Source organism: Pseudomonas paraeruginosa PA7, from assembly GCF_000017205.1.
In the GTDB taxonomy this organism is placed as follows: Bacteria; Pseudomonadota; Gammaproteobacteria; order Pseudomonadales; family Pseudomonadaceae; genus Pseudomonas; species Pseudomonas paraeruginosa.
Window position 1 is genome coordinate 4,115,800 of record NC_009656.1, and the last position, 14,503, is coordinate 4,130,302.

At 66.7% G+C, this 14,503-nt stretch carries 14 protein-coding genes; 6 read left to right on the forward strand and 8 right to left on the reverse strand.

Annotated features, from left to right (window positions below; genetic code table 11):
* Nucleotides 1–61 precede the first annotated feature (61 nt).
* The 3 genes from PSPA7_RS18885 to PSPA7_RS18895 all read right to left on the reverse strand — a co-directional run bounded on the left by PSPA7_RS18885 (nucleotide 62) and on the right by PSPA7_RS18895 (nucleotide 2,143).
* The gene (locus PSPA7_RS18885) at nucleotides 62–955 is read right to left on the reverse strand and encodes a helix-turn-helix domain-containing protein (RefSeq protein WP_079262191.1); all 894 of its coding nucleotides are present in this window, start codon (nucleotides 953–955) and stop codon (nucleotides 62–64) included.
* A 169-nt stretch (nucleotides 956–1,124) separates the two neighbouring features.
* A complete protein-coding gene (locus PSPA7_RS18890) occupies nucleotides 1,125–1,406 on the reverse strand; it encodes a XapX domain-containing protein (protein WP_003153940.1) in 282 nt (93 codons plus the stop codon).
* Nucleotides 1,407–1,462: 56 nt separating this feature from the next.
* Complete coding sequence (locus PSPA7_RS18895; RefSeq protein ID WP_012076484.1) at nucleotides 1,463–2,143, reverse strand: hydrolase; 681 nt, start codon at nucleotides 2,141–2,143, stop codon at nucleotides 1,463–1,465.
* A gap of 606 nt (nucleotides 2,144–2,749) precedes the next feature.
* Between PSPA7_RS18895 and PSPA7_RS18900 the strand changes: the two genes are divergently transcribed.
* The 5 genes from PSPA7_RS18900 (at nucleotide 2,750) to PSPA7_RS18920 (ending at nucleotide 8,394) form a co-directional block, all read left to right on the forward strand.
* On the forward strand, nucleotides 2,750–4,588 hold the full coding sequence (locus PSPA7_RS18900) for an amidohydrolase (protein WP_079262245.1): 1,839 nt from the start codon (nucleotides 2,750–2,752) through the stop codon (nucleotides 4,586–4,588).
* Nucleotides 4,589–4,636: 48 nt separating this feature from the next.
* Entirely contained in the window at nucleotides 4,637–5,944 is a 1,308-nt protein-coding gene (locus tag PSPA7_RS18905) for an OprD family porin (RefSeq protein WP_012076488.1), read from the forward strand.
* A gap of 1 nt (nucleotide 5,945) precedes the next feature.
* A complete protein-coding gene (locus tag PSPA7_RS18910) occupies nucleotides 5,946–7,532 on the forward strand; it encodes an MFS transporter (protein WP_012076489.1) in 1,587 nt (528 codons plus the stop codon).
* Between the two features lie 142 nt (nucleotides 7,533–7,674).
* Nucleotides 7,675–8,151: a type VI secretion system effector Tse2 gene (gene tse2 / locus PSPA7_RS18915; RefSeq protein WP_012076490.1), complete on the forward strand. Its 477-nt coding sequence runs from the start codon at nucleotides 7,675–7,677 to the stop codon at nucleotides 8,149–8,151.
* Between the two features lie 9 nt (nucleotides 8,152–8,160).
* The gene (locus tag PSPA7_RS18920) at nucleotides 8,161–8,394 is read left to right on the forward strand and encodes a Tsi2 family anti-toxin (protein ID WP_003152207.1); all 234 of its coding nucleotides are present in this window, start codon (nucleotides 8,161–8,163) and stop codon (nucleotides 8,392–8,394) included.
* Nucleotides 8,395–8,436: 42 nt separating this feature from the next.
* Here the strand turns inward: PSPA7_RS18920 and PSPA7_RS18925 are convergent, their stop codons facing one another.
* From PSPA7_RS18925 to PSPA7_RS18945, 5 genes are all read right to left on the reverse strand, one after another.
* Entirely contained in the window at nucleotides 8,437–9,456 is a 1,020-nt protein-coding gene (locus tag PSPA7_RS18925; RefSeq protein ID WP_012076491.1) for an AraC family transcriptional regulator, read from the reverse strand.
* A 113-nt stretch (nucleotides 9,457–9,569) separates the two neighbouring features.
* Nucleotides 9,570–10,751, reverse strand: coding sequence for a vWA domain-containing protein (locus PSPA7_RS18930; RefSeq protein ID WP_012076492.1), 1,182 nt, complete (start codon nucleotides 10,749–10,751; stop codon nucleotides 9,570–9,572).
* A 48-nt stretch (nucleotides 10,752–10,799) separates the two neighbouring features.
* Nucleotides 10,800–11,195 carry a GFA family protein gene (locus PSPA7_RS18935; protein WP_003152209.1) on the reverse strand — a complete coding sequence of 132 codons (396 nt, stop codon included), beginning with the start codon at nucleotides 11,193–11,195 and terminating at the stop codon, nucleotides 10,800–10,802.
* 64 nt (nucleotides 11,196–11,259) lie between these two features.
* Nucleotides 11,260–12,105 carry an AAA family ATPase gene (locus PSPA7_RS18940; protein ID WP_003152210.1) on the reverse strand — a complete coding sequence of 282 codons (846 nt, stop codon included), beginning with the start codon at nucleotides 12,103–12,105 and terminating at the stop codon, nucleotides 11,260–11,262.
* 162 nt (nucleotides 12,106–12,267) lie between these two features.
* Nucleotides 12,268–13,353 carry a DUF748 domain-containing protein gene (locus PSPA7_RS18945; RefSeq protein WP_003152212.1) on the reverse strand — a complete coding sequence of 362 codons (1,086 nt, stop codon included), beginning with the start codon at nucleotides 13,351–13,353 and terminating at the stop codon, nucleotides 12,268–12,270.
* Between the two features lie 121 nt (nucleotides 13,354–13,474).
* Between PSPA7_RS18945 and cysK the strand changes: the two genes are divergently transcribed.
* Nucleotides 13,475–14,449: a cysteine synthase A gene (cysK, locus tag PSPA7_RS18950; protein ID WP_041025495.1), complete on the forward strand. Its 975-nt coding sequence runs from the start codon at nucleotides 13,475–13,477 to the stop codon at nucleotides 14,447–14,449.
* Nucleotides 14,450–14,503 lie beyond the last annotated feature (54 nt).

Genomic DNA, 14,503 nt, shown 5'->3' on the forward strand with positions numbered 1-14,503 from the left:
CCAGGGCATTCTAGCCGAGCATCCGGCGGCTTCCGTACCGTCCGTCACGCACGGTCGCGCTTCAGAGCGCTGCGTCGGCGCGCTGCCGCTTGACCCGGCGCCAGGTCGAGGGCGAGGCGCCGGCCAGCCGGAGAAAGATCCGCGAGAAATGCGGCTGGTCGGAAAAGCCGCAGGCGACGCCGATCTGCGACAGCGGTTCGTCGCTGCCCAGCATCAGCTCCTTGGCCCTGTCGACGCGCATGCGCATCAGCCATTCGTGGGGCGACACACCGGTGCTGCACTTGAAGGCCTTGGTGAAATAGCTGCGCGAGAGGCCGCACTCCTCGGCCAGGCGCGCCACCGATACGCCCTCGCTCAGATGCCCGGCGATCAGCTCCTTGGCCCTGCGCAATTGCCAGGGCGCCAGGCCCTTGCCAGTACAGGCCGGGACCGGGGTCGAGGCGAAGCGATCCTGGACGTGGGTCAATAGCGCCAGCATGACCTGTTCGATGAACAGCTCGTTGCGCTCCCCCGCCCTGGCGAAGCTGGGCAGCAGCGCCAGGGCCAGGTGATAGACCACCGGGTCGTCGACGCCGATGATCCGCTCCGGTTCGGCGGACATGCGCTGCCCCTCTTCGTAAAGAAACTCCTTTATCGAAGCGCGCGGCAACATGAAGCGGACATTGTCGTAAGTTGCCCGGTGCTGGCACTTTATTTCATCGCCAAGATAGGCGATGGAGATACTTTTCTGCGGATGACCGCCATCGAATACCAGTTTTTTTCCATTCCAGAGACGGTGGGAGTTGAAGTCGCGCAACTGAACGATGACGGAAAACGAATCGGCACAAGGAATATGGATGACCTTGTCCGGATCGGGAGTCGTCTCACTGTTGCGAATCAAGGCGTATCCCTCTCCCCTTATGATGTTCCCTGGCGTGGGCTGGTCGCTCTTTGTTCTGTCTACGGCAACAGTCATGACTCCCCCTGATTCCATGCGCCTGATGATCTGCTGAAATATTCACTTTCGACGCGATACAGGACGCACGAAAGCTCCCAGAGATTAATCCGAGGGAGCCTTTCGGGGAAATCGAACCCGACGAAGGTAACTAGAAGATTACCATCGCATTACGCGATAATTATAACGTTCAACCCTTTTCCTTTTCCGACGGGCCAGCGACCTGGTCGAGGCGATGCCGACCCGGTAGTTGCCCCAGCACATGGCCGACCGAACCCGCCTTGTCGCAGGCCGAGGCGAACGCGCAACCGCCGAGCAATTGCTTGCCGACCGGGATGACCTGCTCGCCGAGCAGGATGCCGAGCAACCCCACCAGCGCCACCAGCGGCGGAGCCGGCGAACGCACCTGCAACAGGCTGTACACGATCCCCACCAACAGTCCGGCGCCCAGCGACAATACGTAGAGCTTCATCTTCGTTCTCCTTCGCGGCCGTGCCGCCCGGCGGGCCGGAGCGGCACGGCCGGCATTCACTTGGCCGGATTCGGGCCGATGCGTTCGCCGTGGGTCACCCGCTCGGGCGCCTTGTGCACCATGGTGTAGGCGTAGTCCACCCCCATCCCGTAGGCCCCGGAATGCTCCTTGGCGATGGCCATCACGGCGTCGTAGGTATCCCGGCGGGCCCAGTCGCGCTGCCATTCCAGCAGGACCTGTTGCCAGGTCACCGGTACCGCGCCGGCCTGGACCATGCGGTCCATGGCGTACTTGTGGGCGTCGCTGGAGGTGCCGCCCGAGGCATCGGCCACCATGTAGATCTCGTAGCCGCCCTCGAGCATGGCGCAGAGGGCGAAGGTGGTGTTGCAGACCTCGGTCCACAGCCCGGCGACCACGACCTTCTTGCGCCCCGCGGCGGCCAGCGAGTCGCGCACGTTCTGGTCGTCCCAGGAGTTCATCGAGGTGCGCTCGAGGATCTTCTGCTCGGGGAACACCGCCAGCAGCTCCGGATAGGTCGGGCCGGAAAAGCTGTCGGTTTCCACCGTGGTGATGGTCACCGGGATGTCGAACACCTTCGCCGCCTTGGCCAGGCCCACTACGTTGTTCTTCAGCGTCTGGCGATCGATGGACTGTACACCGAATGCCATCTGTGGCTGCTGGTCGATGAAGATGATCTGACTGTTCTGCGGAGTTAGAACTTCGAGATAGTGGCTCATGATTGTTTCCTGACGACGAACGATTAATTCCAGCTGTTGCGCACAACAGCACGCGGGCCAACGGACAACTTTCCGAGGCCGACCAGACTATGAAGCATGGATATTAAAAAAAACAAACCTTTCGAGAAAATAAATCGCCGAACGACAGTATCCGTGAAAGTTGAACAGCGTTATTGAAAACATTCGGCACATAGATACAAAAAGCGCACATCGAGACAATAGGAACAGGACTCCCATCCAGCACAATCGACAGTCCACCCAATAACAAAAGTGCCTATCAAGTTCAGGATCGGGCTCGCGCCTTATCTGGACTCCATTAGCAGAAAGTTGCGCTTGCAGGAGGACGCGTCATTCGGCAAAGCCGCTCTTTCGTCCCGCACGTTTCCTGCCGCACCTATCCTGTCCGGTGGCTTCTCTCGCCGCCGCCTTCGCTGACCGATTCCGCCCCGTCGCCAGGAGCACGCCATGAGCCACGATCCGCCGAGCAAGAACCGCCGCCATTTCCTCGCTACCAGTTCGGTGCTGGGCGCCGCCGGGGCCCTGTGGTCCGCCCTGCCCTTCGCCGACGCCGCCAGCCTTTCTCCCGCAAGCAACCCAGGAGGTTCCATGACCGCCGACCTGATCCTGCACAACGGCCGCTTCCACACCGTGGACCGCGACAACCCCAGCGCCACCGCCGTGGCGATCAAGGACGGGCGCTTCCTCGCCGTCGGCAGCGACGCCGAGGCCATGCTCCATCGCGGCAGCGCCACCCAGGTCATCGACCTGCGGAAGCGCTGCGTGATCCCCGGTCTCAACGATTCGCACCTGCACCTGATCCGCGGCGGCCTCAACTACAATCTGGAGCTGCGCTGGGAAGGCGTACCGTCGCTGGCCGACGCCCTGCGCATGCTCAAGGCCCAGGCCGAACGCACGCCCAGCCCTCAGTGGGTGCGGGTGGTCGGCGGCTGGAACGAATTCCAGTTCGCCGAGAAGCGCATGCCGACCCTGGAGGAACTGAACAAGGCCGCGCCGGACACCCCGGTGTTCGTCCTCCACCTGTACGATCGTGCCCTGCTCAACCGCGCCGCCCTGCGCGTGGTCGGCTACACCAGGGACACGCCCAACCCGCCTGGCGGCGAGATCGTCCGCGACAGCAGCGGCGAACCCACCGGCATGCTGATCGCCCGGCCCAACGCGATGATTCTCTACGCCACCCTGGCCAAGGGACCGAAGCTGCCGCTGGAATACCAGGTCAACTCCACCCGCCAGTTCATGCGCGAGCTCAACCGCCTCGGCCTGACCAGCGCGATCGACGCCGGCGGCGGCTTCCAGAACTACCCGGACGACTACCAGGTGATTCGCGAACTGGCCGACCAGGGCCAGCTCACCGTGCGCATCGCCTACAACCTGTTCACCCAGAAACCCAAGGAAGAACTCGCCGACTTCAAGAACTGGACCGTCAGCGTCAAGTACGGCCAGGGCAGCGATTTCTTCCGCCACAACGGCGCCGGCGAAATGCTGGTGTTCTCCGCCGCCGACTTCGAGGACTTCCTCGAGCCGCGCCCTGACCTGCCGCGGAGCATGGAACAGGAGCTGGAGCCGGTGGTCCGCCACCTGGTGGAACAGCGCTGGCCGTTCCGCCTGCACGCCACCTACGACGAGTCGATCTCGCGGATGCTCGACGTATTCGAGAAGGTCGACCGCGACATCCCGTTCAATGGCCTGCCCTGGTTCTTCGACCACGCCGAGACCATCACCCCACGCAACATCGAGCGGGTGCGGGCACTCGGCGGCGGCATCGCGATCCAGGACCGCATGGCCTTCCAGGGCGAGTACTTCGTCGACCGCTACGGTGCCAAGGCCGCCGAGGCCACGCCGCCGATCCAGCGCATGCTCGCCGAGGGCGTGCCGGTGGGTGCCGGCACCGACGCCACCCGGGTCTCCAGCTACAACCCCTGGACCTCGCTGTACTGGCTGGTCAGCGGCCGCACCGTCGGCGGCATGGCCCTGTATCCGCAGGGCCTGCCGCGGGAAACCGCGTTGCAGCTGTTCACCCAGGGCAGCGCCTGGTTCTCCAGCGAGCAGGGCAAGAAAGGACAGATCAAGGTTGGCCAGCTGGCCGACCTGGCGGCGCTGTCGGCGGACTTCTTCGGCGTCGAGGAAGAAGCCATCAAGTGGATCGAGTCGGTGCTCACGGTGGTCGACGGCAAGGTCGTCTATGCCGCCGCCGAGTTCGACAAGCTCGGTCCGCCGGCGCCGCCGGTGCTGCCGGACTGGTCGCCGGTGGCCAAGGTACCCGGCCACTGGCGGCAAGGCGCGCCGCTGACCGCCCAGGTCCACCAGTGCGTCGGTGCCTGCGCGGTACACGCCCACGAGCACAACCGCGCGCGCCACTCCAACGTACCGGTGAGCGACTTCCAGGGTTTCTGGGGCGCATTCGGCTGTTCCTGCTTCGCTTTCTGACGTACCCGGGCGGGCCCTTCGCGGCCCGCCTCGCCCGGAGTTTTCCCGATGATCCGCGTTCGACCGGTCGGCCGCCTGGCCCTTTTCCTGGCGCTGGGCGGCACCTCGCCGTGCCACGCCGCGGCCCAGGAACCCAAGGCGCCCGAGCTGCTGGAGTGGCGCCTGCTCAACCGCAACTACTTCCTTTACAACGACTATCGCCGCGCGGACGCCGGGCGCGGCTACCGCAAGGAATGGGCACACGGCCTGATCGCCGACCTGGAGTCGGCCTATACTCCCGGCCGCGTCGGTTTCGGCCTCGATCTCCACGGCTTCGCCGGCTTCAAACTCGACGGCGGACGTGGCCATGCCGGCACCGGCCTGTTGCCGCTGGACTCATCCGGCGATAACGCCAGCGAGTATTCCGACGCCGGCGCCGCACTCAAGCTGCGGCTCGGCGAGAGCCTGCTCAAGGTCGGCGAAATGACCGTCGAGACCCCGGTCTTCGACACCAGCGACAAGCGCCTGCAACCCCAGTACGCCAGGGGCTTCTTCCTGCAGAGCGACGACTTCGACCGCGTGCGGATCCAGGCCGGGCGCTTCACCGCCTTCAAGGAACAGGCCGCCAGTTCCGGCCATGGCGACTTCGACGGCTACGGCGCGAGCACCGCCGGCAGCGCCATCGGCTTCGCCGGCGCCAGCCTGGCGGCCAGCGACGACCTGAGCGGCTCGCTGTTCGCCGCGCAACTGGACAACGTCTGGCGCCAGGTCTATCTCAACATGAACCTGCAACGTGCCGCGTTCAGCCTGGATGGCAACCTCTATCGCACGCGCGACCAGGGCCGCAGCCGGGCCGGCGCGATCGACACCCTGGCCTACAGCCTGCAGTTGAAGTACCGCGTCGGCGCACAGGGGTTTTCCCTGGCCTACCAGCGTGTCCACGGCGACACGCCGTTCGACTTCGTCGGAGGTGACTCCATCTACCTCGCCAACTCGATCAAGTACGCCGACTTCAACGGCCCCGGCGAGCGCTCCTGGCAGGCCCGCTACGACCTCGACCTGGCGCCGTTCGGCCTGCCGGGGCTGAGCCTCATGGCGCGCTACGTCAGCGGCCGCGCCATCGACGGCAGCCATGCGCCGGCCGGCGGCGCCTACAACCCGCTGGCCGCCGATGGCCGCTATCGGCCCCTGCTGGGCAGCGGCGGCAAGCACTGGGAGCGCGACCTCGACCTGCGCTACGTGTTCGCCTCGGGCCCGCTCAAGGACCTCTCGCTGAACGTCTCGCACCTCAGCCACCGGGCCAACGCGGCCCAGGCCGGCGACGACATCGACCGCCTCTACCTGATCGTCGAATACCCCCTCAAAGGCTCGCTCTGACATGAACGCACCCGCCGCCTCCCCCTGGAGTCCCCTGCGCCAGACCACCTTCCGCTGGCTGTGGCTGGCCAGCATCGCCTCCAACATCGGCACCTGGATGCACGAGGTGGGCGCCGGCTGGCTGATGACCTCGCTCTCCGCCAGCCCGCTGAACGTGGCGCTGGTGCAGGTCGCCGGCTCGCTGCCGATGTTCTTCCTGGCCCTGCCGGCCGGCGCCCTCGCCGATATCGTCGACAAGCGGCGCTACCTGCTCGGCGTGCAATTGTGGATGGCGTTGGTGGCCACCCTGCTGGCCAGCCTCACCCTGCTCCAGTCGACCAGCGTCTGGCTGCTGCTCGGCCTGACCCTGTGCATGGGCATCGGCACCGCGCTGATGATGCCGGCCTGGAGCGCCACCACTCCGGAACTGGTGGGCAAGGACGAACTGCCGGCGGCGGTGGCGCTGTCCAGTGTCGGGGTCAACCTGGCGCGGGCGGTCGGCCCGGCCATCGCCGGGGTGCTGGTGAGCCTGGTCGGCCCCTGGCTGACTTTCGCCCTCAACGCCCTCTCCTTCTTCGCGGTGATCGCCGTGCTGCTGGCCTGGAAACGCGAGGCCGTGCCCTCGGTGCTGCCGGCGGAACGCCTGTTCGGCGCCCTGCGCGCCGGCTGGCGCTACAGCCGCAGTTCAAGGCCGCTGCAAGCGGTGCTGGTGCGCGCGGTGGCGTTCTTCCTCGGCGCCAGCGCCGGCATGTCGCTGCTGCCGCTGATCGTGCGCGGCGACCTGCAGGGCAACGCCATGGACTTCGGCCTGCTGCTGGGCAGCGTCGGCGTCGGCGCGGTGCTCGGCGCCGCGTTCCTGCCGCGCCTGCGCGAACGCCTCGGCAGCGACCGCCTGGTGCTGCTCTCCAGCGTGCTCTACGCGCTGGTGCTGGTGGCCCTGGCGCTGCTGCGCAACCTCTATTTGCTGGTACCGGTGATGCTGCTCAGCGGCGTGGCATGGATCGCCGTGCTTTCCAGCCTGCAGGTCGCCGCGCAGACCTCGGTGCCGGCCTGGGTCCGCGCCCGCGCGCTGGCGGTCTACATCCTGGTGTTCTTCGGCAGCATGGCCGCCGGCGGCGCCCTGTGGGGGCTGCTCGCCAGCCACCTGTCGATGACCTTCGCCCTGCTCTGCGCCAGCGCCGCGCTGCTGCTCGGCCTGTTCGCGTCGCTGCGCTGCCATCTGCCGGTCACCGCGGCCGAGGACCTCGCGCCGTCGCTGCACTGGCCGGCACCACTGGTCGACGAAGAGGTGGACCGGGAACGCGGCCCGGTGCTGGTCACCCTCGAGTACGACATCGACCCGCAGGACGCCGCGGCATTCCAGGCGGCGATGGTCGAGGTGCGCGCCATGCGTCGGCGCAACGGCGCGGTGTCCTGGGGACTGGTCCAGGACAGCGGCAACCGTCGCCTGTGGCTGGAGTTCTTCATCGATGAATCCTGGCTGGAACACCTGCGCCACCACCAGCGGGTGACCCGCGGCGAGTTGCGGGTCGAGGCCGCCGCCCGGCGCTTCCAGAGCGCCGGCGTCGAGGTGCGTATCCGTCATTACCTGCACGGCGCGGCGCGCTAGGCCGGCGCGACACGGTCGTCGCCCGCCGCTGGCGCTGCCGCGCGCAGCTGTTATCCTGCTCCCGGTGGCGCCAAGGACGGTGGCCGGCAGCGATGCCGCGCACCCACGGCGCCGCGAACGCAACCCACAGGGAAGTCCACGCATGTCCTACGACTACGAGAAGACCAGCCTCACCCTCTACCGGGCGATATTCAAGGCCAACTACGAGGGCGACGTCGGTCGCTACCTGCGCCCCGACAAGGAACTCGCCGAGGCCGCGGAAGTCGCCCCGCTGCTGCATCCGACCTTCGACAGCCCCAGCACCCCCGGCGTCCCCGCCCGCGCGCCGGACATCGTCGCCGGCCGCGACGGCCTCTACGCCCCGGACACCGGCGGCACCTCGGTGTTCGACCGCGCCGGCGTGCTGCGCCGCGCCGACGGCGACTTCGTGATCCCCGACGGCACCGACATCCCGCCGGACCTGAAGGTGAAGCAGGACAGCTACAACAAGCGCCTGCAAGCCACCCACTACACCATCATGCCGGCCAAGCCGATGTACCGGGAGGTCCTCATGGGCCAGCTGGACAACTTCGTGCGCAACGCCATCCGTCGCCAATGGGAAAAAGCCCGCGGGCTCTAGGAGTGAACCATGAACCTGAAACCCCAGACCCTGATGGTGGCGATCCAGTGCGTCGCCGCGCGCACCCGCGAACTCGACGCGCAGTTGCAGAACGACGACCCGCAGAACGCCGCTGAACTCGAACAGCTGCTGGTCGGCTACGACCTCGCCGCCGACGACCTGAAGAACGCCTACGAAGAGGCCTTGGCGCAATACAGCGGCCTGCCTCCCTATGACCGGCTGGTCGACGACCCGGCCGCCTGAGGCCACGGGCCAGACGGCTTCGGCCTGCGCCCGCTCCGGCGCTCAGGCGCGGAAATGGCTCGGCGGCTGTCCGCTCCAGCGCTGGAAGGCGTGGCGCAGGCTGGCGGTCTCGCTGAAGCCGAGCGCCTCGGCGATCCGGTAGATCGGCATGTCGCCGCTCTGCAACAGCTCCTTGGCACGGGCGAAGCGCAACTCGTCGAGCAGTTGCTGGTAACTGGTGCGTTGCTGCTGCAGGTGCCGGCGCAGGCTGCGCGAGGAGCAGTTCAGGCGCCGGGCCAGTTCCTCCAGGCCGGGCGGATCCTGCAGGCGCTCGGCGAGGATCGCGCGGACCCGGTCCAGCCAGGCGCGACGCGCGGCCAGGTCGATGTTCTGCCGCCGGCACTGTTCGAGCATCTCCCGGTGGGTCACCGGGTCGGCCAGCGGCAACGGGCGCTCCAGCCATTCGGCGGCGAAGCCGATGGCGCTGCGTTCACGGCCGAAATGCAACGCGCAGCCGAAGCCGTCGACGTAGGCCCGCGCCATCGCCTCGTCGCCGGCATAGTCGAAGGCCGCCTCCAGCAACGGTAGCGGCTGGCCGAGCAGGTCGGCGCAGGTGACCTTCAGCGAGCCCAGGCACAGTTCGGTGTTGAACGGCCGCAGCGCCTCGTCCTCGCCGTAGCCGGTGGCCACCAGCCAGGCACGGCCGTCGGCGATCTCCAGCGACAGGTGGAAGTAGGTACCGAGCAGCACCGGGTAGCTCAGGCCGATGCGCAGCGCCTCGCCGAGGCTCGGCGCGGAGAGCAGCGCGTAGCCGAGCAGGCCGTAGGCGGAGATCCGCGTGCGCAGCCCCAGGCGCAGGCCCAGCGCCGGTTCGTCGCTCAGCCGGCAGGCGTTGGCGAACACCTGCTGCTCCTGCCAGGGACTGATCAGGCGCCGCAGGTCGAGCAGGTCGGCGGGGGTGATGCCGCTGCCTTCGAGCAGTTGCTCGCGGGCGAAGCCTTCCCTCTCCAGCAGGGAGAGGGTCAGGGTCGACATATGCAGCGAGTTGAGCCAGGTGGCGCGGGAGAAGGTCGAGTCGATCATGGCGTTTCCATCGTTACCGGTGGCCGCGCCGCATTGTTACCGCACGGGCGAGGCAGGACAGCTTAAGCAAGTTGCGCGCCGTCGTGCCTGTCGCTCGTCCCGCGCAATGCGCCTCAGCCCCGCGAGAGGAAGCGCATGCCCTCCTCCAGGCCGCTCAGGGTCAGCGGATACATCTGTTCCTTGACCAGTTCGCGGACCAGTCCGGTGGACGCGGTGTAGTTCCAGGTGTCCTTCGGATAGGGGTTGATCCAGATGAGCTTCTTGTACTTCTCCATGAACCGCTGCATCCAGACGTAACCGGCTTCCTCGTTCCAGTGCTCGACGCTGCCGCCGGCCTGGGTGATCTCGTAGGGCGCCATCGCCGCGTCGCCGACGAACACCACCTTGTAATCCGGACCGTACTTGTGCAGCAGGTCGAAGGTGGCGGTGCGCTCGCTGCTGCGGCGCAGGTTGTTCTTCCACACCGACTCGTAGATGAAGTTGTGGAAGTAGAAGTACTCCAGGTGCTTGAACTCGGTCTTGCAGGCCGAGAACAGCTCCTCGCAGACCTTCACGTGGGCGTCCATCGAGCCGCCGATGTCCAGCAGCAGCAACAGCTTCACCGTATTGCGCCGTTCCGGGCGCATCTGGATGTTGAGCAGGCCGGCGTCCTTGGCGGTGTGGTCGATGGTGCCATCGATGTCCAACTCCTCCGCCGCGCCCTCGCGGGCGAACTTGCGCAGGCGGCGCAGGGCGATCTTGATGTTGCGCGTGCCCAGTTCGACCTGGTCGTCGAGGTTCTTGTACTCGCGCTGGTCCCAGACCTTGGCCGCCCTGCCCTGGCGCTTGCCGGCGTCGCCGACGCGGATGCCCTCCGGGTTGAAGCCGCCGGAGCCGAACGGGCTGGTGCCACCGGTGCCGATCCACTTGTTGCCGCCGGCGTGCCGTTCCTTCTGTTCCTCGAGGCGCTTCTTGAACTCCTCGATCAGCTTGTCCAGGCCGCCGAGGGACTGGATCTGCGCTTTCTCCTCGTCGCTCAGCAGACGCTCGAACTCCTTGCGCAGCCATTCCTCGGGGATCAGCGCCTTGAGGTGGTCGTCGAGTTTCTCTAGGCCCTTGAAGTAGGCGCCGAAGGCCCGGTCGAACTTGTCGAAGTGGCGCTCGTCCTTGACCATGATGGTGCGCGCCAGGTAGTAGAACTCGTCCATGTCGGCGAACACCACGCGGTGCTTCAGCGCGTCGATCAGGTCGAGCAGCTCGCGCACCGAGACCGGCACCCTGGCTGCGCGCATTTCGTTGAACAGGTTGAGCAGCATGGCTGCGACCTCGTCTGTTGTCCGTTGATCCCGGCGCGCGGGCGCCGGTCAGTGTTGGTCTTCCTGCGGCAGGTCGTCGGCGATGGCGTACCAGTCGGCCTTCGAGCCTACATAGATATGCCGCTGCGGCACCTCGCCCAGCGGCGAGTCCAGCGTGCCGAGGGCGATCGAGGTGGACGCCGGGTCCTCGTCGCCGCCGAGCCACTGCAGGTTCGAACCGCAGTGCCGGCAGAAGGTCCGGGTGACGCCGGGCGAGGAGTGGTACTCGGCCACCGCGTCCTCCCCGGCGACATAGCGGAACGCTTCGCGGCGCAGGTTGCCGTAGCTGGCGAACGCCGCGCCGTGGGCCTTGCGGCACTGGCTGCAATGACAATGGCTGGCCGATTCGATGGGCGCGTCGATTTCATAGCGTACCGCGCCGCACAGGCAACTACCGCTGAGCATGGGATGTCCCTCCGCTGTCTGCCGCCGCCACTGCCGGTCCTCTCCAGGGAAAGGGCCGATCCGTTCAGCGACTGGCGCGGCGGCTCATGAACGCCAGGCGCTCGAGAAGCTGCACGTCCTGCTCGTTCTTCACCAAGGCGCCGGCCAGCGGCGGGATCGCCTTGGTCGGGTCGCGCTCGCGCAGCACCGCTTCGCCGATCTCGTCGGCCATCAGCAGCTTCAGCCAGTCGACCAGCTCGGAGGTCGAAGGTTTCTTTTTCAGGCCGGGCACCTTGCGCACGTCGAAGAAGATGTCCAGCGCCTCGCTGACCAGCGACTGCCTGATGTTCGGGTAGTGCACGTCGACGATCTTCTGCAGCGTCTCGCGGTCGGGGAAGGCGATGTAGTGGAAGAAGCAGCGGCGCAGGAAGGCGTCGGGCAGTTCCTTCTCGTTGTTCGAGGTGATGATGATGATCGGGCGCTGCTTCGCCTTGATGGTTTCGTTGGTCTCGTAGACGTAGAACTCCATCTTGTCGAGTTCCTGCAGCAGGTCGTTGGGGAACTCGATGTCGGCCTTGTCGATCTCGTCGATCAGCAGGATCACCCGCTCCTCGGCCTCGAAGGCCTCCCAGAGCTTGCCCTTCTTGATGTAGTTGCGCACGTCGTGGACCTTGTCCACGCCCAGCTGCGAGTCGCGCAGACGGCTCACCGCGTCGTACTCGTAGAGGCCCTGGTGGGCCTTGGTGGTGGACTTGATGTGCCAGGTGATCAGCCTGGCGCCGAAGGATTCGGCCAGTTGCTCGGCGAGCATGGTCTTGCCGGTGCCCGGTTCGCCCTTCACCAGCAGCGGCCGCTGCAGGGTGATGGCGGCGTTGACCGCGAGCTTGAGGTCGTCGGTGGCGACGTAGGACTGGGTGCCTTCGAACTTCATCAGGAAATCCTCGAACGGTAACGCCCTGGCGGGAAAACCGGGCAGTTCAGTATTGTTTGAAAACCCGACTATAACGCGGGGACAAGCGCACTGTGAACGCAGACGGGTCATTCAGTCACTGAATGCCCGGCCACCTCGCGACCCGCCGTTCCGCCCGCGTCTTCAGCCGTCGTTGTCGCGCATCGCCGGGGAACGCTCGAAACGGGCGTTGAACGCCTCGACGAACGCATTGCGGAGAATCCCGAGGAACGCCTGGAAGGCACTGATGTCCCGCTGCCGGACATTACCGCTCAGCTCCACGCGGGTTGCGAACTGATCTTTGCGCTGGTTCTTCAGCGCCGTCTCGCCGCCGCCGACCAGCGCTTCCCAGACCGAACGGAACAGGTTCTTGTCACTATCCTCCACGTCCTGCCGCCAGTTGAACACATCCACGTCACGCAGCAGCGGCTTGATATAGCCGTCCAGCTGGCCGCGCTTCGCATGGGCCTCCAGCACCAGGTCGCCGCTGCCGGCATTGAAGTCGAACTTGCCATAGGCGCTGGCGAAATCGTTGAGGCGCTTCAGCTCGACGCCGGTGACCCGCAGGCGCAGGTCGAAGTCCTCGAAGTCGCTCAGCGGGTCGAATCGCGCCGTCACCTCCAGCGGTGCCTGGCCGAGTATCCGCGCCGTGCCTTCGAGATGCGCCGGCCGCTGGCCCTGGGCGTCGGCCACGTTGGTCAGGTTGTAGATACTGGCGTCGAGCGCCGAGGCGCGCAGGTTCACCGGCGGCTTCGAGCCGAAGTTGCGGAAGCGCAGGGTGCCGTCCACCACCCGCACCTCGTCGAGGGTGATCGGCAGTAGCTTGTCCAGTTGCTCGCGCCAGTCGGTGCCGGCCCCGGTCTGCGAGGCCTCGCGGTCGCCGCCGGCGTCGACGAAGTTGAGCTGCGGACGTTCGAAGACCACCCGCGCCACCACGGCATGGTCCTGCCAGAGCGCCCGCCAGCTCACCGACAGGTCGATGCCCGGCGCATCGAGGAACGGCACCGGCACCCTGCCGTTGTCCTTGACGATGCTCAGGCCATCGATCCGGTAGGCGCCGCGCCATAACGCCAGGTCGACATCGGCGATGTGCCCGCGGTAGTCGCCCATATTGGCCAGCCTGTCGTTCAGGTAGCCACGCACCAGGTACGGCAGCGCCAGGTGCAGCGCCAGCGCGAGCAGGAGCAGCGCCGCCAGGGCGCCCAGGGGAATGGCATAGCGTTTCTTCATCGATGCGGCCCTCCTGGACAGTGGACCCACCCGGCGCGCCGCTGGTTCGACCGCGTCTGGACGCGCGCGCGGGGGCGGAATAGGCTGGTTGATCTTTCCACCCGGCGACAAGGACACCATCATGAGCCGCATCTTCGCAGACAATGCGCAGTCCATCGGCAACACGCCGCTGGTCCAGATCAACCGCATCGCCCCGCGCGGCGTCACCATCCTGGCCAAGATCGAAGGGCGCAACCCGAGCCACTCGGTGAAATGCCGGATCGGCGCCAACATGATCTGGGATGCCGAAGCCAGCGGAAAACTCAAGCCCGGCGTGACCCTGGTCGAGCCGACCTCCGGCAATACCGGCATCGGCCTGGCCTTCGTCGCCGCGGCGCGCGGCTACAGGCTGCTGCTGACCATGCCCGCCTCGATGAGCCTGGAACGGCGCAAGGTGCTCAAGGCGCTGGGCGCCGAACTGGTCCTCACCGAGCCGGCGAAGGGCATGAAGGGTGCGATCCAGAAAGCCGAGGAAATCGTCGCCGGCGATCCGGACAGGTACTTCATGCCGCAGCAGTTCGACAACCCGGCCAACCCGGCGATCCACGAGAAGACCACCGGCCCGGAGATCTGGAACGACACCGAGGGCGCGGTGGACGTGCTGGTCTCCGGGGTCGGCACCGGTGGCACCCTCACCGGCATCGCCCGCTACATCAAGAACACCCGGGGCAAGCCGATCCTCGCGGTAGCGGTGGAACCGGCCACCTCGCCGGTGATCAGCCAGACCCTCGCCGGCGAGGAAATCAAGCCCAGCCCGCACAAGATCCAGGGCATCGGCGCCGGCTTCGTGCCGAAGAACCTGGACCTGTCGCTGGTCGACCGGGTCGAGAAGACCACCGACGACGAGGCGAAGAACATGGCCCTGCGCCTGATGCAGGAGGAAGGCATCCTCTGCGGCATCTCCTCCGGCGCGGCGATGGCCGCCGCGGTGCGCCTGGCCGAGGAGCCGAACATGCAGGGCAAGACGATCGTGGTGATCCTCCCCGACTCCGGCGAGCGCTACCTGTCGAGCATGCTCTTCGACGGCCTGTTCAGCGACCAGGAACTGGCCCAGTGACCCACCACCTGCGGCGCCACGTCGAGATGGCGCCGCCTGCCGGAAGCCCGCACC

Excerpts from the sequence above, each read along its gene's own strand:
- PSPA7_RS18900 (WP_079262245.1), top strand. The coding sequence starts at position 2,750 with ATGACCGCCGACCTGATCCTGCACAACGGCCGCTTCCACACCGTGGAC.
- cysK (WP_041025495.1), top strand. The coding sequence starts at position 13,475 with ATGAGCCGCATCTTCGCAGACAATGCGCAGTCCATCGGCAACACGCCG.
- PSPA7_RS18940 (WP_003152210.1), bottom strand. The coding sequence starts at position 12,105 with ATGAAGTTCGAAGGCACCCAGTCCTACGTCGCCACCGACGACCTCAAG.
- PSPA7_RS18885 (WP_079262191.1), bottom strand. The coding sequence starts at position 955 with ATGACTGTTGCCGTAGACAGAACAAAGAGCGACCAGCCCACGCCAGGG.
- PSPA7_RS18945 (WP_003152212.1), bottom strand. The coding sequence starts at position 13,353 with ATGAAGAAACGCTATGCCATTCCCCTGGGCGCCCTGGCGGCGCTGCTC.
- PSPA7_RS18930 (WP_012076492.1), bottom strand. The coding sequence starts at position 10,751 with ATGCTGCTCAACCTGTTCAACGAAATGCGCGCAGCCAGGGTGCCGGTC.
- PSPA7_RS18895 (WP_012076484.1), bottom strand. The coding sequence starts at position 2,143 with ATGAGCCACTATCTCGAAGTTCTAACTCCGCAGAACAGTCAGATCATC.
- PSPA7_RS18905 (WP_012076488.1), top strand. The coding sequence starts at position 4,637 with ATGATCCGCGTTCGACCGGTCGGCCGCCTGGCCCTTTTCCTGGCGCTG.
- PSPA7_RS18925 (WP_012076491.1), bottom strand. The coding sequence starts at position 9,456 with ATGATCGACTCGACCTTCTCCCGCGCCACCTGGCTCAACTCGCTGCAT.
- tse2 (WP_012076490.1), top strand. The coding sequence starts at position 7,675 with ATGTCCTACGACTACGAGAAGACCAGCCTCACCCTCTACCGGGCGATA.
- PSPA7_RS18910 (WP_012076489.1), top strand. The coding sequence starts at position 5,946 with ATGAACGCACCCGCCGCCTCCCCCTGGAGTCCCCTGCGCCAGACCACC.
- PSPA7_RS18920 (WP_003152207.1), top strand. The coding sequence starts at position 8,161 with ATGAACCTGAAACCCCAGACCCTGATGGTGGCGATCCAGTGCGTCGCC.
- PSPA7_RS18935 (WP_003152209.1), bottom strand. The coding sequence starts at position 11,195 with ATGCTCAGCGGTAGTTGCCTGTGCGGCGCGGTACGCTATGAAATCGAC.
- PSPA7_RS18890 (WP_003153940.1), bottom strand. The coding sequence starts at position 1,406 with ATGAAGCTCTACGTATTGTCGCTGGGCGCCGGACTGTTGGTGGGGATC.